The 18,834-nt window shown below is 57.6% G+C and carries 18 protein-coding genes; 14 read left to right on the forward strand and 4 right to left on the reverse strand.

The window, feature by feature from the left end:
• Positions 1-197 precede the first annotated feature (197 nt).
• From DVA44_RS04475 to DVA44_RS04490, 4 genes are all read left to right on the forward strand, one after another.
• Entirely contained in the window at positions 198-1,535 is a 1,338-nt protein-coding gene (locus tag DVA44_RS04475; protein WP_114385825.1) for a PTS sugar transporter subunit IIC, read from the forward strand.
• Positions 1,532-2,959 carry a glycoside hydrolase family 1 protein gene (locus DVA44_RS04480; protein ID WP_114316874.1) on the forward strand — a complete coding sequence of 476 codons (1,428 nt, stop codon included), beginning with the start codon at positions 1,532-1,534 and terminating at the stop codon, positions 2,957-2,959. Before DVA44_RS04475 ends, DVA44_RS04480 begins: the two co-directional genes overlap by 4 nt.
• Before the next feature lie 90 nt (positions 2,960-3,049).
• Positions 3,050-3,823 carry an FCD domain-containing protein gene (locus DVA44_RS04485; protein WP_114316875.1) on the forward strand — a complete coding sequence of 258 codons (774 nt, stop codon included), beginning with the start codon at positions 3,050-3,052 and terminating at the stop codon, positions 3,821-3,823.
• The gene (locus tag DVA44_RS04490) at positions 3,820-4,296 is read left to right on the forward strand and encodes a GNAT family N-acetyltransferase (RefSeq protein WP_103822742.1); all 477 of its coding nucleotides are present in this window, start codon (positions 3,820-3,822) and stop codon (positions 4,294-4,296) included. Before DVA44_RS04485 ends, DVA44_RS04490 begins: the two co-directional genes overlap by 4 nt.
• On the opposite strand, the gene galR is transcribed toward DVA44_RS04490, so the two are convergent.
• The gene (galR, locus tag DVA44_RS04495) at positions 4,257-5,273 is read right to left on the reverse strand and encodes an HTH-type transcriptional regulator GalR (protein ID WP_103180972.1); all 1,017 of its coding nucleotides are present in this window, start codon (positions 5,271-5,273) and stop codon (positions 4,257-4,259) included. The two genes, DVA44_RS04490 and galR, sit on opposite strands and share 40 nt — an antisense overlap.
• Positions 5,274-5,895: 622 nt before the next feature.
• Between galR and aas the strand changes: the two genes are divergently transcribed.
• Both aas and lplT read left to right on the forward strand, forming a co-directional pair.
• A complete protein-coding gene (gene aas, locus DVA44_RS04505) occupies positions 5,896-8,055 on the forward strand; it encodes a bifunctional acyl-ACP--phospholipid O-acyltransferase/long-chain-fatty-acid--ACP ligase (protein ID WP_114385827.1) in 2,160 nt (719 codons plus the stop codon).
• Positions 8,048-9,241, forward strand: a complete 1,194-nt coding sequence (gene lplT / locus DVA44_RS04510; protein ID WP_114388371.1) for a lysophospholipid transporter LplT — start codon at positions 8,048-8,050, stop codon at positions 9,239-9,241. Before aas ends, lplT begins: the two co-directional genes overlap by 8 nt.
• A 141-nt stretch (positions 9,242-9,382) precedes the next feature.
• On the opposite strand, the gene DVA44_RS04515 is transcribed toward lplT, so the two are convergent.
• The 3 genes from DVA44_RS04515 to mutH form a co-directional block, all read right to left on the reverse strand.
• The gene (locus DVA44_RS04515; protein WP_103180970.1) at positions 9,383-10,423 is read right to left on the reverse strand and encodes an NADP(H)-dependent aldo-keto reductase; all 1,041 of its coding nucleotides are present in this window, start codon (positions 10,421-10,423) and stop codon (positions 9,383-9,385) included.
• Between the two features lie 116 nt (positions 10,424-10,539).
• The gene (locus tag DVA44_RS04520) at positions 10,540-10,758 is read right to left on the reverse strand and encodes a YgdI/YgdR family lipoprotein (protein WP_039029896.1); all 219 of its coding nucleotides are present in this window, start codon (positions 10,756-10,758) and stop codon (positions 10,540-10,542) included.
• 129 nt (positions 10,759-10,887) lie between these two features.
• Positions 10,888-11,580, reverse strand: coding sequence for a DNA mismatch repair endonuclease MutH (gene mutH, locus DVA44_RS04525; protein WP_103822739.1), 693 nt, complete (start codon positions 11,578-11,580; stop codon positions 10,888-10,890).
• Between the two features lie 684 nt (positions 11,581-12,264).
• Here mutH and rppH point away from each other — a divergent pair.
• The 8 genes from rppH to DVA44_RS04565 all read left to right on the forward strand — a co-directional run bounded on the left by rppH (position 12,265) and on the right by DVA44_RS04565 (position 18,824).
• Positions 12,265-12,795: an RNA pyrophosphohydrolase gene (rppH, locus tag DVA44_RS04530; RefSeq protein ID WP_103180968.1), complete on the forward strand. Its 531-nt coding sequence runs from the start codon at positions 12,265-12,267 to the stop codon at positions 12,793-12,795.
• 12 nt (positions 12,796-12,807) lie between these two features.
• A complete protein-coding gene (gene ptsP / locus DVA44_RS04535; RefSeq protein ID WP_114385828.1) occupies positions 12,808-15,054 on the forward strand; it encodes a phosphoenolpyruvate--protein phosphotransferase in 2,247 nt (748 codons plus the stop codon).
• Between the two features lie 185 nt (positions 15,055-15,239).
• Complete coding sequence (gene lgt, locus DVA44_RS04540; protein WP_114385829.1) at positions 15,240-16,112, forward strand: prolipoprotein diacylglyceryl transferase; 873 nt, start codon at positions 15,240-15,242, stop codon at positions 16,110-16,112.
• 6 nt (positions 16,113-16,118) lie between these two features.
• The gene (thyA, locus tag DVA44_RS04545) at positions 16,119-16,913 is read left to right on the forward strand and encodes a thymidylate synthase (protein WP_103180965.1); all 795 of its coding nucleotides are present in this window, start codon (positions 16,119-16,121) and stop codon (positions 16,911-16,913) included.
• 183 nt (positions 16,914-17,096) lie between these two features.
• Positions 17,097-17,561 (forward strand): prepilin peptidase-dependent protein, encoded by a 465-nt coding sequence (locus DVA44_RS04550; RefSeq protein ID WP_114385830.1) that lies wholly within the window; start codon positions 17,097-17,099, stop codon positions 17,559-17,561.
• Positions 17,552-18,115 carry a prepilin peptidase-dependent protein gene (locus tag DVA44_RS04555; RefSeq protein ID WP_114385831.1) on the forward strand — a complete coding sequence of 188 codons (564 nt, stop codon included), beginning with the start codon at positions 17,552-17,554 and terminating at the stop codon, positions 18,113-18,115. Before DVA44_RS04550 ends, DVA44_RS04555 begins: the two co-directional genes overlap by 10 nt.
• A complete protein-coding gene (locus tag DVA44_RS04560; protein ID WP_114385832.1) occupies positions 18,112-18,516 on the forward strand; it encodes a DUF2509 family protein in 405 nt (134 codons plus the stop codon). The genes DVA44_RS04555 and DVA44_RS04560 overlap by 4 nt, the downstream gene beginning before the upstream one ends.
• Entirely contained in the window at positions 18,501-18,824 is a 324-nt protein-coding gene (locus DVA44_RS04565) for a prepilin-type N-terminal cleavage/methylation domain-containing protein (protein ID WP_114385833.1), read from the forward strand. Before DVA44_RS04560 ends, DVA44_RS04565 begins: the two co-directional genes overlap by 16 nt.
• Positions 18,825-18,834 lie beyond the last annotated feature (10 nt).

Consider the following 18,834-nt stretch of genomic DNA (forward strand, 5'->3'; position numbering starts at 1 on the left):
GCTTTCTGGCAACAGATGAAGGAGTAACGACAAGTGGCATACCAAAGTGTTGTTAAATCATACTCCGGGATACCTCTTACCGCGTTGGGAGCTTAATCACAGAACAAATCTTCACCAGAAGCTATTTTTGGTATGCCAATAGAAGCCGGCTGAACACCTAAATCCCAATAAAGGCCCTTTTACTGAGGTACTACCCTATGGCATTACAGGAAAAACTGATCAACTCTCTGGGCAGTTTCGCCACAAAGTTCAACAGTTATCGCTATATCATGGCGATAAAGTCCGCCTTCATCACCTTAATGCCGGTCATCATTGTTGGCGCATTTTCGGTGCTGATCTCCAATATGGTGCTGGATCCGAAAAACGGCTTAGCCAGCTTTGAGTCGCTTTCGTTTCTCGCCGCGCTGAAACCGATTACCAGCGCCCTGAACTACGCCACGCTCAACTTCCTCAATATCGGGGCCGTGTTCCTGATCGGCATTGAGCTGGGGCGCATCAACGGCATTAAGTCGTTGTTCCCGGGGCTGCTGGCGGTGATCTGCTTTATCTGCGTCACCCCGACCACCGTTGAGATGATGGTCGATGGCGAAATGCACATGGTAAAAGATGTGCTCCTGCGCCAGTTCTCGGATACCCGCAGCCTCTTCCTCGGCATGTTTATCGCCATCCTTTCGGTGGAGATCTACTGCTGGCTGGAGGGGCGTCCGGGATTGAAAATCAGGATGCCGGACACCGTGCCGCCAAACGTCTCGGCCTCGTTCTCGGCCCTGATCCCGGCGATCATCACCACCACCACCATCGCCACCTTCGGCTTTGTCTTCCATCAGCTCACCGGCATGTACCTCTACGATGCGGTATACCAGGTGGTGCAGCAGCCGCTTGAGCGGGTAGTGCAAAGCCTGCCGGGGATCCTGCTGCTGATGTTCGTGGCCCAGCTCTTCTGGGTGATAGGGATCCACGGCAACCAGATGATCAAGCCGATCCGTGAGCCGCTGCTGCTGGGGGCGATCACCGTCAACATGAGCGCCTTTGAGCAGGGCAAAGAGATCCCGAACATCATCACCATGCCGTTCTGGGATGTCTATATGAGCATCGGCGGCTCGGGTCTGACCATCGGCCTGCTCATCGCGGTGATGATCGGCACCAAACGCAAAGAGATGAAGGAGATCGCCAAGCTCTCCATCGGCCCGGGGATCTTTAACATCAACGAGCCGGTGATCTTCGGTATGCCAATCATGCTCAACCCGATTCTGGCGATCCCGTTCATCATCACCCCGCTGGTGACCGGCACTATCGGCTACTTTGCCACTGTTACTGGCTTTGCCGGCAAAGCGGTGGTGATGGTGCCCTGGACCACGCCGCCGCTGATCAACGCCTGGCTCTCTACCGCCGGGTCGATGGGCGCGGTCGTAACCCAGCTGGTCTGCATTATCACCGCCGTACTGATCTATCTGCCGTTTGTGAAGATTGCCTCACGCCGGGCAGAGCAGGCCGCGATGCAGGCCGCGAACCAAGAGGCGACGAATAACGCATGAGTATTAAACAGATGACTATCCCCGAGGGGTTTATCCTTGGGGCCGCGGCCTCCGCCTGGCAAACCGAGGGCTGGAGCGGCAAAAAAGCCGGGCAGGATTCCTGGATCGATCTCTGGTACAAAAACGATCGTCAGGTGTGGCACAACGGCTACGGCCCGGCGGTGGCGACTGACTTTATCAACCGCTTCCGTGAAGATGTGGCGCTGATGAAGCAGGCGGGGCTGACCCACTACCGCACCTCCATCAACTGGTCGCGTTTTCTTACCGACTACGAAAATGCCACGGTGGACGAGGAGTACGCCGCTTATTACGACGCTCTGTTCGCTGAGATGCATCGTCAGGGCATTGAGCCGATGATCTGCCTTGAACACTACGAGCTGCCGGGTACGCTGCTGGAAACCTACGGCGGTTGGGCGTCGAAGCATGTGGTCGAGCTGTTCACCCGCTATGCTGAACAGGTCTTTGCCCGCTATCACCATGTGGTGAAGCGCTGGTTTACCTTCAACGAGCCGATAGTGGTGCAGACCCGGGTATACCTCGACGCCCTGCGCTGGCCTTATGAACAGAACACCCATACCTGGATGCAGTGGAACCACCACAAAGTGCTGGCGACGGCGAAGGTGGTGAAGCTGTTCCGCGAGAAGGGCTACAGCGGCAGCGTGGGCTGCATTCTCAATCCGGAAGTCACTTATCCCCGCTCCCGGGCTGCCCACGACATCAAGGCCGCGGAGATCTACGATCTGTTCTACAACCGGGTGTTCCTCGATCCGCTGGTACATGGGCGTTATCCCCAGGAACTCTTCACCCTGCTGGAAAAACACCAGGTGCGGTGGGAGTACAACGACGACGAACTGGCGCTTATTGCGGAGAACACCGTCGATGAGCTGGGGATCAACCTCTATTACCCGCACCGGGTGAAGGCGCCGTCCCGGGCCTGGCATCCCGAGACGCCGTTCCATCCGGCATACTACTACGAGCCGTTTGACCTGCCGGGGCGAAGGATGAACCCCTCCCGCGGCTGGGAGATCGCCCCGCGCATCATCTACGACATGGCGATGCGCATCAAAAACGACTACCGCAATATCGACTGGTTCGTAGCCGAAAGCGGGATGGGGGTGGAAAACGAAGGCCAGTACCGTAACCGCGATGGCATCATCGAGGACAACTACCGCATCAACTTTATCAGCGAACACCTCTATTACACGCTGCTGGCGCGGGAGGAGGGGGCCAACTGCCACGGCTACATGCTGTGGGCCTTCACCGATAATGTCTCGCCGATGAACGCCTTTAAGAACCGCTACGGCCTGATTGAGATCGATCTGGCGGACAACCGCGCCCGACGCCCCAAAAAATCGGCCAGCTGGTTCCGGCAACTGCGCGATAAGCGCGTGCTGACCCTGACCATTGATGATGAATGGAAGTAGGCGAAGAGTGCGACGCTTCTGGTAACATAGGGCACAAACTGGCCGGGAAGTTGCCCGGCCCGCGCATTAACTCTCAGTACAGGTGATAACGTGGATAAGGCTGTCGTCCCGGCGGAAAAAAAGCAGTACCAGGAGATTGGCGAGGATTTACGCGCCCAGATCGTCCAGGGGCACTATCCCGTGGGCTCACGTCTGCCGCCGGAGCGCAACATTGCGGAAACCTACGGCGTCAGCCGTACCATCGTGCGTGAGGCGCTGCTGATGCTGGAGTTACAGGGCACCGTGGATATTCGCCAGGGTTCCGGCGTCTACGTGATGCGCATTCCTGAAGAGCATGAGAACGAGGAAGAGCGCTTCTTTCACAGCGACGTTGGCCCGTTCGAGATTTTGCAGGCGCGCCAGCTGCTTGAAAGTAACATTGCCGCCTTTGCTGCGAAGATGGCGACCCGGGCGGACATCGATAACCTGCGCCGCATCATCGAGCAAGAGCAGCGGGCGATCGCCGCCAACGATAACAGCCAGGACAACAATAAAATGTTCCATCTGGTGCTGGCGGGGGCAACGCAGAATCAGATGCTGCTGGGCACCGTCGAAAGTATCTGGCATCACATGGACAGCAGCCCGCTCTGGCAGCAGTTCAACGCCCATATCGCCAGCCGGGCGTATCGCCTGAAGTGGCTGGGCGACAGACAAACCATCCTCGCCGCCCTGCGTCGTCGCGACGTGATGGGTGCCTGGCAGGCGATGTGGCAGCATCTGGAAAATGTCAAAAAGAGTCTGCTGGAGCTCTCCGACGAGGACGCCCCGGACTTTGACGGCTACCTGTTTGAGTCGGTCCCCCTTTTCCAGGGGAAACTGATGTGATTATTCAACCGCTGTACGCCGCCCCGCATCACGCGGAGCAGGTGATTGACTGGCTGTGGCAGGCCTTTGGTGACGGCCTGTCGCGTGACTTTTTTGCCAGCGTCGTGACCTATAGCCAGACCCCCGGCGCGCTGCCGCTCACCTTTATTGCTACCGAAGGGAAACGCCTGCTCGGCACGGTGGGGTTATGGCGCTGCGATCTGATTACCCGCCAGGATCTCCATCCCTGGCTGGCGGCGCTGTATGTGGACGACGCGGCGCGCGGACAGGGGCTGGCGGGGAAATTACAGCGGCACGTTCAGCGCTACGCCGCAGAGAGCGGCTTTAGCGAACTGCATCTCTGGTCTGCCTGCCGCGATTTTTATGAGCGCTACGGCTGGCATTACATCGGTGACGGTCTGGAGTACCCGGACAAAACCGTGCACCTCTACCGCTATTCGCTGGCGGACTCTGCCGGCGGCACAACGGAGTGACGGCGCACCAGCGTTGGGCTGAATAGGTGGGTGATCTCCGGCGGCTGGCGTTTATCCGCCAGTGACAGCGCCAGCTCCGCCGCCTGGGTCGCCATAGTGACGATAGGATAGCGCACCGTGGTCAGGCGCGGGCGCACATAGCGGGAGATGAGAATGTCATCGAAGCCAATCAGCGAAATATCCCCCGGCACGTCAATGCCGTTATCGTTCAGCACCCCCATCGCCCCGGCGGCCATCGAGTCGTTGTAACAGGCGATCGCCGTAAAGTTACGCCCCCGTCCCAGCAGCTCGGTCATCGCCTGCTCGCCGCCGCGCTCGTCGGGTTCTCCATAAGTGACCAGGCGATCGTTGCAGGGCAGGTCATTCTCACGCAGCGCATCGTAGTAGCCCTGCAGCCGATCTTCGGCGTCGGAGATGGGGTGGTTGGAGCAGAGATAGCCGATACGGGTATGCCCCTGCTGGATCAGGTGGCGGGTGGCAAGCCAGGCGCCGTAGCGATCGTCCAGCGCCACGCAGCGCTGCTCATAGCCGGGAATTATGCGGTTCACAATTACCATGCCGGGGATCTGCTTCATCAGATGCACCAGCTCCTCATCCGGCAGCTTTTTGGCATGTACCACCAGCGCCGCGCAGCGATGGCGGATCAGCTGCTCAATCGCCTGACGCTCTTTCTGCTCGTTGTGGTAGCCATTGCCGATCAGCAGAAAATTACCGGTCTGGTAGGCGACCTGCTCGACGGCTTTGACCATCGCGCCGAAAAAGGGATCGGAGACATCGCCCACCACCAGCCCGACGGTATCGGTAGACTGCTGAGCCAGCGCCCGGGCGTTGGCGTTGGGGTGATAGTTCAGAGATTCCATGGCGGTCAGCACCGCCTGGCGGGAGGTTTCACTGGCTTTCGGGGAGTTGTTGATCACACGTGAAACCGTGGCGACGGAAACACCCGCCAGTCGGGCCACATCCTTTATTGTCGCCATTCTCTACCTTCTTGTTAGGGTAAGCGTTTACACACTCAATAGTGTTGCGGAAAAGTGAGGTGTGTTCAAGCGCAGGGCGGTGAGGTAATTCACAAAGGTGAGAAACGCTGGCGGAAACGGTGTAATCGTTACACAGCGAAGCGTGACAGAAGAGGGTGAATTTGAATCTTTGGTTACACTTTGCCTCAGGCTGTTGCGATTGTCTGCTGGCAGGGGTTTGGGCCGCGTTGCTACATTTGAGATCCCAGAGGTATTGATAGGTGAAGTTGACCCCAGGTTAACCGACACGCTTTACACCAGCCTGCGTTCTTACGCAGGTTTTTTTTTGCTTGTTGTTCAACATGTAACAGCCAGGGAGAAAATTCACACCTGGTTGCACTTCGGCTCATTCCCTTGCTTTTTTGCGCTGGTGAAGTCGAGGGCCCGGAGCCACAATCAAGATCCCAGAGGTATTGATTGGTGAGAATTCTTAGTACGTACTGCGTACTCATCTCTTGCACCAACCTGCGCAGATGCGCAGGTTTTTTTTTGTCCCTATCCGGTTGTCGCTCCCACCGCACTTCTCGTGTAATCTGCCACAATTTACCGTAACCCGGCTAATTGAAAAGCAAAGGGAGTTGAAATGCTATTTGGGTTTTTCCGCACACTGTTTCGTATCCTCTTTCGCGTCCGTCTGACTGGCGACACCCAGGCTCTGCACGCTGAACGCGTTATTATTACCCCCAACCATGTCTCTTTTATTGACGGCATTCTGCTGGCGCTGTTTTTACCCGTGCGCCCGGTCTTTGCAGTCTACACCTCCATCAGCCAGCAGTGGTACATGCGCTGGCTGTCGAGCGTGATTGAGTTCGTTCCGCTCGATCCCACCAAACCGATGATGATCAAACATCTGGTGCGTCTGATCGGGCAGGGACGCCCGGTGGTGATCTTCCCGGAAGGGCGCATCTCCATCACCGGCTCGCTGATGAAAATTTATGACGGCGCGGGCTTTGTGGCGGCGAAATCGGGCGCGACGGTAGTGCCGGTGCGCATTGAAGGCGCAGAACTCACCTTTTTCAGTCGCCTGAAAGGGCTGGTGAAGCAGCGCCTGTTCCCGCGGATTACCCTGCATCTGCTGCCGCCAACCACCTTGCCGATGCCCGATGCACCCCGTGCCCGCGACCGACGTAAGATCGCCGGGGAGATGCTGCATCAGATCATGATGGAAGCCCGGATGGCGGTGCGTCCGCGTGAAACGCTGTATGAGTCGCTGCTGACGGCGATGTACCGTTATGGCGCGAAGAAAAACTGTATCGATGATATCAATTTTGCGCCTGATACTTATCGCAAGCTGCTGACCAAGACGCTGTTTGTCGGCCGTATCCTTGAGAAATACAGCCAGCAAGGGGAGAAGATTGGCCTGATGCTACCGAACGCCGGGATCAGCGCGGCGGTGATCTTTGGCGCCGTCTCCCGCGGTCGTGTCCCGGCCATGCTCAACTACACCGCAGGGGTGAAAGGGCTCAGCAGCGCTTTCACCGCCGCGCAGATCAAGACCGTCTTCACCTCACGCACGTTTCTTGATAAAGGCAAACTCTGGCATTTGCCGGAGCAGCTCACCCAGGTGCGCTGGGTCTTCCTTGAAGATCTGAAAGCGGAAGTCACCGCGGGCGATAAGCTGTGGATTTTTGCTCACCTGCTGATGCCGCATCTGGCGCAGGTGAAACAGCAGCCGGAAGATGCCGCGGTGATCCTCTTTACCTCCGGCTCGGAGGGGAACCCGAAAGGGGTGGTCCATAGCCATAAAAGCCTGCTGGCCAACGTCGAGCAGATCAAAACCATCGCCGACTTCACCGCCCGGGATCGCTTTATGTCGGCGCTGCCGCTGTTCCACTCCTTTGGCCTGACGGTGGGGCTGTTCACGCCGCTGCTGACCGGTGCCGAGGTGTTTCTCTATCCGAGCCCGCTGCACTATCGCATCGTGCCGGAGCTGACCTATGACCGTAACTGCACGGTGATCTTTGGCACCTCGACCTTCCTCGGCAACTACGCCCGTTTTGCCAATCCGTATGATTTCCATCGCGTGCGCTACGTGGTGGCCGGGGCGGAAAAATTGCAGGAGAGCACCCGCCAGCTGTGGCAGGACAAATTTGGTCTGCGCATTCTGGAGGGCTACGGCGTCACCGAGTGCGCGCCGGTGGTCTCTATTAACGTGCCGATGGCGGCCAAACCGGGAACGGTAGGACGCATTCTGCCGGGAATGGACGCCCGTCTGCTCGCTGTGCCGGGCATTGAAGAGGGCGGACGTCTGCAGCTGAAAGGGCCGAACATCATGAACGGCTATCTGCGGGTGGAAAATCCGGGCGTGCTGGAAGCGCCGACGGCGGAAAACGCCAACGGCGAGGTGGAGACCGGCTGGTACGACACCGGCGATATCGTGCGCTTCGATGATCAGGGCTACGTGCAGATCCAGGGGCGGGCGAAGCGCTTCGCCAAAATCGCCGGTGAAATGGTCTCGCTGGAGATGGTGGAACAGCTGGCGCTGGCGGTATCCCCTGACAAAATGCACGCCACTGCGGTGAAGGCCGACGCCAGTAAAGGTGAAGCCCTGGTGCTCTTTACTACCGACAGCGAGCTGAAACGCGATCTCCTTCTGCAACATGCGCGCGCACATGGCATCCCTGAGCTGGCCGTGCCGCGTGATATTCGTTATCTCAAGCAACTTCCGGTGCTGGGCAGCGGTAAGCCGGATTTTGTCACCCTGAAAGGCATGGTTGAACAGGCGGAGACGCATGATGAGTGAGTCAGTACCCACTAACACATCCATCTGGTCGAAAGGGATGATGGCGGTTATCGCCGCCCAGTTTCTCTCTGCCTTTGGTGATAACGCGCTGCTGTTTGCCACTCTGGCGCTGCTTAAATCCCAGTTTTACCCGGACTGGAGCCAGCCGATCCTGCAGATGGTGTTTGTAGGCGCTTACATCATTTTTGCCCCTTTTGTCGGCCAGGTGGCGGACAGCTTCGCCAAAGGGCGCGTGATGATGTTTGCCAACAGCCTGAAACTGCTGGGAGCGGCGAGTATCTGCTTTGGCGTCAATCCATTTGTGGGCTATACGCTGGTGGGCGTCGGGGCGGCAGCCTACTCCCCGGCCAAATATGGTATTCTCGGTGAACTCACCACCGGCGATAAGCTGGTGAAAGCCAACGGGCTGATGGAGGCCTCCACCATTGCGGCGATCCTGCTGGGCTCGGTAGCCGGCGGCGTGCTGGCAGACTGGCACGTGCTGGCGGCGCTGGGAGTTTGTGCCGTGGTGTATGGCGGGGCGGTGATCGCCAACCTGTTTATCCCGAAACTGCCGGCGGCGCGTCCGGGGCAGTCCTGGCGCTTTACGCCGATGACCGCCAGCTTCTTTAACGCCTGTCGCGTGCTGTGGCGTAACGGCGAAACCCGTTTCTCGCTGATGGGCACCAGCATGTTCTGGGGTGCAGGGGTGACGCTGCGCTTCCTGCTGGTGCTCTGGGTGCCGACGGCGCTGGGCATTACCGATAACGCCACGCCGACCTATCTCAATGCCATGGTGGCGGTGGGGATCGTGCTGGGCGCGGGGGCCGCGGCGAAGCTGGTGACATTGCAAACCGTTGCCCGCTGCATGCCTGCCGGGGTCCTGATCGGCCTGGTGGTGCTGATCTTCGCCCTGCAACATGCGCTGTTGCCTTCCTATGCGCTGCTCTTCCTGATGGGGATCTGCGGGGGCTTCTTTGTGGTGCCGCTGAACGCGCTGCTCCAGGAACGCGGGAAGCATACCGTCGGCGCGGGAAATGCCATCGCGGTGCAAAATCTCGGCGAAAACGCCGCCATGCTGCTGATGCTCGGTCTTTACTCGCTTGCGGTGAAGGTGGGCGTGCCTGTGGTGGGCATTGGCGTCGGGTTTGGCGGATTGTTTGCGGTGGCGATAGCGGCGCTGTGGGTGTGGCAGCGTCGGCGATGATGTGGCGGCGGCTACGAATTCCGCCTTTGACCTTGTAGGCCCGGCAAGCGAAGCGCCGCCAGAGCGACTTGTTGGGTGGCGGCTTCGCCTTACCCGACCAGTGAAACTAAAAAGGCAACTGTCGTTGCCTTTTTGCGTTTATTACGGCGCCGGATAGGTATATACCTGATGCACCGCCTCAATCTCCGCTAACACCTCTTCGCTCAACTCCAGATGGAAGCTTTCGATATTCGTTTTCAACTGCTCCATGGTGGTCGCGCCCAGCAGGGTGCTGGCGACAAACGGCTGACGGCGCACAAAGGCCAGCGCCATCTGCGCCGGATCGAGCCCGTGACGTCTGGCGATATCGACATAGGCCGCCACCGCTTTTTGCGTCTGCTCGCCGCTGTACCGGGTAAAGCGGCTGAACAGGGTATTACGCGCTCCCGCCGGTTTTGCGCCGTTAAGATACTTACCGGTCAGCGTACCAAAGCCCAGGCAGGAGTACGCCAGCAGCTCAACGCCTTCATACTGGCTCACCTCCGCCAGACCCACTTCGTAGCTGCGGTTCAGCAGGCTGTACGGGTTCTGAATGGTCACGATACGCGGCAGGTCGTGCTTGTCTGCCAGGTGCAGATAACGCATCACGCCGAACGCCGTTTCGTTAGAGACGCCGATGTAGCGGATTTTGCCCGCGCGCTGGCACTCGGTTAACGCTTCCAGGGTTTCCAGCAGCGTGACGACTGGGGCACTGTCGCTCCAGCTGTAGCCCAGTTTGCCAAAGCAGTTTGTTGCGCGCTGCGGCCAGTGAACCTGATAGAGATCGAGATAATCGGTCTGCAGACGCGTCAGGCTGGCGTCCAGCGCGGCGCGGATGTTTTTACGATCGAGGACCTGATTCGGGCGAATGCCGCTGTCGTTATTGCGGGAGGGGCCGCTGACCTTGGAGGCGACAATCAGCTTTTCGCGATTACCGCGCTTTGCCAGCCAGTTACCGACGTAGGTTTCAGTTAATCCCTGCGTTTCCGGACGCGGCGGCACCGGGTACATTTCCGCGACATCAATCAGGTTAATGCCCTGGCTGACGGCGTAATCGAGTTGTGCATGGGCATCGGCTTCGCTATTTTGTTCACCAAATGTCATTGTGCCCAACCCCAGTTGGCTTATCTCAAGAGCGCTATGGGGGATACGGTGATAATGCATAGCCGGCTTCCTTATTTGACATGTTATCTGCGTCAGGAAATTCCCGACAAAGGACTATAAACATGACAGAGGGGAAGGGAAAAATCAAAAGGCCAGCAAGCCGCTGACCTTTACTATTATCTTTCTATAATCTGTGAAACTTCGTCGCGGTTAATCTGCATATTGTTACCCTGCTGATCGCGGTAGCTGACCAGCCCGGTATCATCGTCGACTTCGGGTTTGCCGTCGGTCAGAATCATACGACCATCTTTGGTCGCCATGACGTAGTCGCTGCTACAACCAGAAACGGCAAACGCTAAACCAACTGCCGAGATTATCACTGCCCATTTCTTCATTCTTGTTACCTCCGCCTGGCTCGTGTTAGTTATCAGTGTAGTAATAACTCTGCCGTTGTTTTTCTGAAAGTGGTCAATTCTGAAAAAACAGGGAAATGTGTGATAAAAAGCAACATTCTGGCTAAAAAGTCAGGTATTCAGAAGAAAGTGACGTGCCAGCAACGCGCCCGTGAAGTTTTTTTTCAAATAAAAGCCCCGGGGCAGGGTGAGGATCGGTTCGCCGCGTGCGCCAATGGCTTCGGTGAGCGCTTTACTGTTTGCGGCTTTTGGCCGTAGCTGGAGCACCTCGCCGTGGCGGGCAGTGATGCGCTCAACCTGACCCAGGACGATCATGTCCATCAACTCCTCCCAGTCCAGACGCAGCTGACGATCCTCTTCTTCGTTCGGGCTCCAGATCAGCGGGGCTCCCACGCGACGGGCGGCCAGCGGGATCGCGCGATCCCCTTCAACCGGGATCCACAGCACGCGTTTCAGCTTATGCCGCACGTGACTGCTCTCCCACGTGATCCCCGTATTGCCAGTTAACGGCGCCACGCAGACAAACGTTGTCTCCAGGGGCCGGCCTGCACTGTCGATAGGGATGGTCTTGAGCTCTACCCCTAAGGCGGCAAAATCCTGTTCAGGCTTACTGCCCGCGCTGGCACCCAGCCACAGCTCCAGCAGAACGCCTGTCCAGCCTTTATCGCGCTTAAGATCGGGCGGAATGGGCAGGCCTGCCAGGGCAGCGAGTTCACCGAGCGAATAGCCCGCCAGACGCTGCGCTTGTTGCAGTAACACCGCTTCTGTAGCAGGAGGCGAAGAGAGAGGAGCGAGGGGAAGCATGATAATTGCCTTTTGGTTAAAAAATGAACAGCAGTTTTCCACCGCACTGAGAGAGTTTATCTTTTTCTTTTTGCATGTGCCAGGTTAATGATTTATATGTATTTTTATGGCCATTTTCCCCTGCGCTGCCGGTCGGTTATCCAGGTTGTCCAAATCTGGTCACTGACAATAAACAGGATCTTACACCCAGTTATCCACAGAAAAATGGGATAACTGGGAATAACCCCCACTACTGTTTCCATTTACAGCCTTGACGCGCGACGAAAATCGAAAATTCAGACAAAATGTGCCTAACTTATTGGCACAATCTGTGGATAAAACCGACGTTGCTCGATCTTTCATCAGCACAACGATCTTTCAGGTGACCTGCATCACACAATGCTGTGCATTTCACAGATAATCTCATTTAAACTAATGAAAAATAGAGAGTTGTAAAAAACGCTAATCTCTGCAATATTCAGAGTGATCTGGGTTGTCCATCGGTAATTCCATACTTCTTCACAACTCTATCCACAGAAAAAGTGTATAAAATTGCCCTTCCGGGCGGTCATCTGTTTATAACTCCGATGATAATTGTGAGTTATTCAAATGTTATTCGGCTCCAGGCCCGAAAGAGAGTGGTTTACCGCCTCACTGGAGTGTGAAACAATCATTTATATATAAGGTTTAGTTTGGGGTAGTCCGGTGATTGATGACGATGGCTACCGCCCGAATGTAGGTATCGTAATTTGTAATCGCCAGGGGCAGGTCATGTGGGCCCGGCGATATGGTCAGCACTCCTGGCAATTTCCCCAAGGCGGGATTAACCCTGGAGAGTCCGCAGAGCAAGCGATGTATCGGGAGCTGTTCGAAGAAGTTGGCTTAAGCCGCAAGGATGTTCGCATTCTGGCTTCGACCCGCAACTGGTTGCGTTACAAGTTACCGAAGCGTTTGGTGCGTTGGGACACAAAGCCGGTATGTATCGGCCAGAAACAGAAATGGTTTCTTCTGCAATTGGTGAGCAGCGATGCGGATATCAATATGCAAACCAGCAGCACGCCTGAGTTTGATGGCTGGCGCTGGGTCAGCTACTGGTATCCCGTTCGGCAGGTCGTGTCGTTTAAGCGCGATGTTTACCGTAGGGTGATGAAAGAGTTCGCAAGTGCCGTAATGATGCTTCAGGAGGTTCCTCCTAAGCCCCAGAGCGCACCTGCCTGGCGACGTAAAAGAGGTTAAGCTACGCACATTATGCTCACCCGCCTGCGCGAAATAGTCGAGAAGGTGGCCAGTGCCCCACGGCTCAACGAGGCGCTGGATATTCTGGTCACTGATATCTGCCTTGCGATGGAAACCGAGGTCTGTTCGGTCTATCTGGCCGACCACGACCGCAGGTGTTACTACCTTATGGCCACGCGCGGATTGAAAAAACCGCGTGGTCGTACCGTTGCGCTGGCGTTTGATGAAGGCGTAGTGGGTCTGGTCGGGCGTCTGGCCGAACCCATCAACCTTGCCGATGCGCAAAAACACCCCAGCTTCAAATATATCCCCTCCGTAAAAGAGGAGCGTTTTCGCGCCTTCCTGGGCGTACCGATCATCCAGCGTCGTCAGCTGCTGGGCGTGCTGGTTGTGCAGCAGCGCGAACTGCGTCAGTACGACGAAAGCGAGGAGTCATTCCTCGTTACGCTGGCCACGCAAATGGCGGCTATTCTCTCCCAGTCCCAGCTCGCGGCGCTGTTTGGTCAGTACCGGCAGACACGTATTCGCGCCTTGCCGGCCTCACCCGGCGTCGCGATCGCCGAAGGCTGGATGGACGCCACGCTGCCGCTCATGGAGCAGGTTTACGAAGCCTCTACGCTGGACACCGCCCTTGAGCGCGAACGTCTGACCGGCGCGCTGGAGGAGGCTGCCAACGAATTTCGCCGCTACAGCAAGCGCTATGCCGCAGGTGCGCAAAAAGAGACGGCAGCGATCTTCGATCTTTATTCACACCTGTTGTCTGATGCCCGGCTCCGTCGGGAGCTGTTTGATGAGGTCGACAGGGGCTCGGTGGCGGAGTGGGCCGTCAAAAAGGTCGTCGAAAAATTCGCCGAACAGTTTGCCGCCCTGACCGATGGCTATCTGAAAGAGCGTGCCGGGGATCTGCGTACCTTAGGTCAGCGTCTGCTGTTCCATCTCGATGATACCATTCAGGCTGCCAATACCTGGCCGCCGCGCTTTGTGCTGGTGGCGGATGAGCTTTCCGCCACCACGCTCGCAGAGTTGCCGCAGGACAGACTGGCCGGGATCGTGGTTCGCGACGGCGCCGCCAACTCCCATGCCGCCATTATGGTGCGGGCGCTCGGGATCCCGACCGTAATGGGGGCCGATATTCAGCCCTCTGCGCTGCACCGCCGAACGCTGGTGGTGGACGGTTATCGCGGCGAGCTGCTGGTCGATCCTGAACCGGTACTGTTGCAGGAATATCAGCGCCTTATCAGCGAAGAGAACGAGCTGAGCCGTCTGGCGGAAGACGACGTCAACCAACCTGCGGCGCTGAAAAGCGGTGAGCGCATCAAGGTAATGCTCAATGCCGGGTTAAGCCCGGAACATGAAGAGAAGCTCGGTAGCCGTATTGATGGTATCGGTCTCTACCGCACCGAGATCCCGTTCATGCTGCAAAGCGGCTTCCCCTCCGAAGAAGAGCAGGTGGCGCAGTATCAGGGCATGCTGCAGATGTTCAACGACAAGCCGGTGACGCTACGTACACTGGACATTGGCGCGGATAAGCAACTGCCGTACATGCCCATCAGCGAAGAGAACCCTTGCCTGGGCTGGCGCGGGATCCGCATTACTCTCGATCAGCCGGAGATCTTCCTGATCCAGGTGCGCGCCATGCTGCGCGCCAATGCGGCGACCGGCAACCTCAGCATTTTGCTGCCAATGGTCACCAGCATTGACGAAATCGACGAAGCCCGCCGCCTGATCGAGCGTGCCGGACGCGAAGTCGAAGAGATGATCGGCTACGAAATACCGAAGCCGCGCATTGGCGTGATGCTGGAAGTCCCGTCGATGGTCTTTATGCTCCCGCAGCTGGCCACGCGAGTCGACTTTGTTTCGGTGGGTACCAACGACCTGACCCAGTACATGCTGGCGGTGGATCGCAATAACACCCGGGTGGCGAGTATTTACGACAGCCTGCATCCGGCGATGCTGCGCGCGCTGGCGATGATTGCCCGCGAGGCGGACGCCAACGGTATTGATCTGCGTTTATGCGGTGAGATGGCGGGCGACTCAATGTGTGTAGCGATCCTGATTGGTCTCGGCTTCCGCCACTTGTCCATGAACGGACGTTCCGTTGCCCGCGTGAAGTATCTGCTGCGCCATATCGACTTTGAAGAGGCTCAGCAGCTGGCGAAACGCAGCCTTGAAGCCCAGCTGGCAACGGAGGTGCGGCATCAGGTGGCGGCCTTTATGGAGCGTCGCGGCATGGGCGGGCTGATCCGCGGCGGACGTTAGGCACCAGGTATCCCTCAGCGTCTGCGCCGGGGGATACAAACCCCTATACACATCTTTTACATCTCTGGCGCAACCTCCACGCTCGCTTGTGCTATGATTCGCAACTTTGGAGCGCAGGGTACTCCTCTGCGCGCTTCTCTACCGCTGTCCACTTTCAGCGGAATAACAACATCTTGTGGTGACAGATGAACAGTGGCTATCTGCATTTTCCGGAGTTTGATCCGGTCATTTTCTCAGTAGGACCCGTCGCGCTGCACTGGTACGGATTGATGTATCTGGTCGGTTTCGTCTTTGCCATGTGGCTGGCTGGCCGTCGCGCCAAACGCCCGGGCAGCGGCTGGGCCAAAGACGAAGTGGAAAACCTGCTGTATGCCGGTTTCCTCGGCGTTTTCCTCGGTGGACGTATCGGCTATGTGCTTTTTTACAACTTCCCGGTCTTCCTGAACGATCCGCTCTACCTGTTCCGCGTCTGGGACGGCGGCATGTCCTTCCACGGTGGCCTGATTGGCGTCATTCTGGTGATGGTCATTTTCGCGAAGCGCACCAAACGCAGCTTCTTCCAGGTCTCTGACTTTATTGCGCCCCTGATCCCGTTCGGTCTGGGCGCAGGCCGTCTCGGTAACTTTATCAACGGCGAGCTGTGGGGCCGTGTCGACCCGAGCGTACCGTTTACTATGCTGTTCCCGCAGTCCCGTGCCGAAGATATGGCTCTGCTGCCGTCGCACCCGGAATGGCAGTCGATTTTCGACACCTACGGCGTCCTGCCGCGCCATATGTCGCAGCTGTATGAAATGGCGCTGGAAGGGGTGGTGCTGTTTATCATTCTGAACCTGTTCATCCGTAAACCGCGCCCGACGGGCTCCGTCTCTGGCCTGTTCCTGATTGGTTATGGCGCGTTCCGCATTATCGTGGAATTCTTCCGCCAGCCGGATGCGCAATTTACCGGGACATGGGTCCAGTACATCAGCATGGGGCAGATCCTCTCCATTCCGATGATCGTCGCGGGTATCGCAATGATGGTCTGGGCGTACCGTCGTCCACAGCAACAGGTCTCCTGAGGAATCATGAAACAGTATCTTGAACTGATGCAAAAAGTGCTCGATGAGGGCACGCCAAAAAACGATCGTACCGGTACCGGCACCCTCTCCATTTTTGGGCACCAGATGCGCTTCAACCTGCAGGAAGGCTTTCCGCTGGTCACAACCAAGCGCTGCCACTTACGCTCAATCATTCACGAGCTACTCTGGTTCCTGCAGGGCGACACCAACATCGCTTATCTGCGCGAGAACAATGTCTCTATCTGGGACGAATGGGCGGATGAAAACGGCGATCTGGGCCCGGTATACGGCAAGCAATGGCGTGCCTGGCCTACGCCGGATGGTCGCCACATTGACCAGATCACCACCGTGATGAACCAGCTGAAAAACGATCCCGATTCACGCCGTATCATTGTGTCGGCTTGGAACGTGGGCGAACTGGACAAGATGGCCCTGGCTCCGTGCCATGCGTTTTTCCAGTTCTACGTGGCGGATGGCAAACTCTCCTGTCAGCTCTATCAGCGCTCCTGCGATGTCTTCCTCGGCCTGCCGTTCAACATCGCCAGCTATGCGCTGCTGGTGCATATGATGGCCCAGCAGTGCGACCTGGAAGTGGGTGATTTTGTCTGGACCGGGGGGGATACCCACCTGTACAGCAACCATATGGAGCAGACTCATCTGCAGCTGACCCGCGAGCCGCGCGCGCTGCCGAAGCTGATTATCAAACGTAAGCCGGACTCCATTTTCGACTATCGCTTTGAAGATTTCGAAATCGAAGGCTACGACCCGCACCCGGGGATCAAAGCGCCTGTAGCGGTCTGATGCTGCAATCCTGACACAACCGGCGCACTCTGCGCCGGTTTTTTTATGCCTGTCGTTGTCTTTTGCGAGCCTGCTTCCGCGAGGATTGTAACGGGCTGCAATCCCCCATAAAGCGCGGAAAGCGCCTCGTAATTCGCCTAATGTCGCCTCGACCTGTTTCTTTCCCCCCGGCACACTGCCGCCATGAAAAAGGAAAAGGGGTTTACCCTCATGGAAATGCTGATCGCCCTCTCGCTCATCATGACGCTGAGCGCTGCGGGGCTGTATGGCTGGCGATCCTGGCAGCAGCAACAGCAGCTATGGCAGACGGCGCGCCAGGTGCGCGATTTTCTGGTGGTGCTACGCAATGATGCCTGGCGAAATAACCGCGACCATATCGTCACACTCAAACAGGACGGCACGCGGTGGTGCCTGTTAAAGACGGGGATTCCTGCGTGTGAGGCGGACAACGCCTTTGTGCTAATCCCGCAGTGGGCGGATATCAGCCTTTCCGAGTTAACGCCGGGGTTGGGATTTTACGGTTTGCGGGATACCGCCTGGGCCGGAAGGGTGCGTCTGCAAAGCCAGGCCGGTGAGTGGCTTATTCTCATCTCCTCATGGGGACGTATTCGGATGTGCAACGGCAAGGGAGCGTTCGCATGCCGGTAAAGCAGCGGGGATTTTCCCTCACGGAAGTGCTGATCGCGATGGCGATAAGCAGCGTGCTGCTGTTAAGCGCAGCGCGGTTTTTGCCCGCGCTCCAGCAGTCAGTCACGCGGCTCACGAAACAGCAGGAGCTTGAAGAAGAGCTTTGGCTACGCATAACCACTATCGGTAAACATCTGCAGCGGGCGGGGTATTGCGCGGGCGAGTGCACTGGCGAGGCGTTAAAAGTGGGGCAGGGTGGTGAATGTGTCATTGTGCAGTGGGACGAAAACAGCAGCGGCCGCTGGGAAACCTCCCCGCCTGCCGCGGCGGAACAGACCGGGTTTCGCCTGAACGGCGGTGCGCTGGAAACAGTGCGCGGCGCGACACAGTGTGAAGGTAAGGGGTGGGAGAGAATAACCGATCCCGACCGGATCACGGTCCTGCGTTTTCAGGTGCAGCGCATTGCCCGCGCAGGCTTTGCCCCGGAGCTGAGTCTGATGCTGGCGGCCGCCGTCAACGGAGAGCATGACGACGGCGTTGAGGTGCGCCACATCGTTACCGGGTTTAATTTATGAGCCGCGAGCGGGGAATGTCATCGCTGGCGCTGGTGCTCCTGCTGTTAATTCTGGGTAGCCTGATGCTGGCCGGACTTAACCAGCAGCTTGACGCGCTGCTGCGTATCGTCAGTGCAGAACGGCAGGCGATACAGCATCAGGCTGCCGCCCAGTCGGCGCTGGAGTGGGGAAGAACGCTCGACTGGCAAACGCAGGTGGACTACGCGTGCCAGCAGCATCCTCTGCAGCCCTGGCGAGTCTGTTTGCGTCTGACCGGGGGCCGCGCACTGCTTATCGCCAGCAGCGACAGCATCACGTTGTGGCGTCTGGGCGAGGTAAAGGCAGACGGCGTACATTTTTTGCCCCACGGCTGGAGCGATTTTTGTCCCCTGAAGGAGAGGATGTTATGTCAGCCACAATAGCCAGACAGAAAGGGTTCAGCATCGTGGAGGTCCTGCTGGCAATGATGCTGATGGTCATGGTCGTCACCGCGCTGGCGGGTTACCATCGTGTTTTAGCCAGTCGGTTTGTCACGCTTGAGCAGTATCGCCAGCTCTGGCGTCATGCTCAGACGCTGTCCCAGTTGAGCGCTGGGGATGCGCCTGGCGGCTGGCAGGTAAACAGGATGCAGACAACACAGGCTGGATGTGTCAGCATCTCGGTCAAACTTATTTCTCCTCTGGGTCGGCAGGGTCAAATGACACGCCTGCACTGCCCGGTTAGCCAGTAGTTGGAGCAGC

Origin of the sequence: Leclercia sp. W17 (genome assembly GCF_003336325.1) — a bacterium.
In the GTDB taxonomy this organism is placed as follows: Bacteria; Pseudomonadota; Gammaproteobacteria; order Enterobacterales; family Enterobacteriaceae; genus Enterobacter.

Bases quoted from the DNA above. Each gene is read 5' to 3' on its own strand.
- DVA44_RS04480 (WP_114316874.1), top strand. From the start codon at position 1,532: ATGAGTATTAAACAGATGACTATCCCCGAGGGGTTTATCCTTGGGGCC.
- aas (WP_114385827.1), top strand. From the start codon at position 5,896: ATGCTATTTGGGTTTTTCCGCACACTGTTTCGTATCCTCTTTCGCGTC.
- galR (WP_103180972.1), bottom strand. From the start codon at position 5,273: ATGGCGACAATAAAGGATGTGGCCCGACTGGCGGGTGTTTCCGTCGCC.
- thyA (WP_103180965.1), top strand. From the start codon at position 16,119: ATGAAACAGTATCTTGAACTGATGCAAAAAGTGCTCGATGAGGGCACG.
- lplT (WP_114388371.1), top strand. From the start codon at position 8,048: ATGAGTGAGTCAGTACCCACTAACACATCCATCTGGTCGAAAGGGATG.
- mutH (WP_103822739.1), bottom strand. From the start codon at position 11,580: ATGCTTCCCCTCGCTCCTCTCTCTTCGCCTCCTGCTACAGAAGCGGTG.
- DVA44_RS04520 (WP_039029896.1), bottom strand. From the start codon at position 10,758: ATGAAGAAATGGGCAGTGATAATCTCGGCAGTTGGTTTAGCGTTTGCC.
- DVA44_RS04555 (WP_114385831.1), top strand. From the start codon at position 17,552: ATGCCGGTAAAGCAGCGGGGATTTTCCCTCACGGAAGTGCTGATCGCG.
- ptsP (WP_114385828.1), top strand. From the start codon at position 12,808: ATGCTCACCCGCCTGCGCGAAATAGTCGAGAAGGTGGCCAGTGCCCCA.
- DVA44_RS04475 (WP_114385825.1), top strand. From the start codon at position 198: ATGGCATTACAGGAAAAACTGATCAACTCTCTGGGCAGTTTCGCCACA.
- lgt (WP_114385829.1), top strand. From the start codon at position 15,240: ATGAACAGTGGCTATCTGCATTTTCCGGAGTTTGATCCGGTCATTTTC.
- DVA44_RS04515 (WP_103180970.1), bottom strand. From the start codon at position 10,423: ATGCATTATCACCGTATCCCCCATAGCGCTCTTGAGATAAGCCAACTG.
- DVA44_RS04565 (WP_114385833.1), top strand. From the start codon at position 18,501: ATGTCAGCCACAATAGCCAGACAGAAAGGGTTCAGCATCGTGGAGGTC.
- DVA44_RS04550 (WP_114385830.1), top strand. From the start codon at position 17,097: ATGAAAAAGGAAAAGGGGTTTACCCTCATGGAAATGCTGATCGCCCTC.
- DVA44_RS04560 (WP_114385832.1), top strand. From the start codon at position 18,112: ATGAGCCGCGAGCGGGGAATGTCATCGCTGGCGCTGGTGCTCCTGCTG.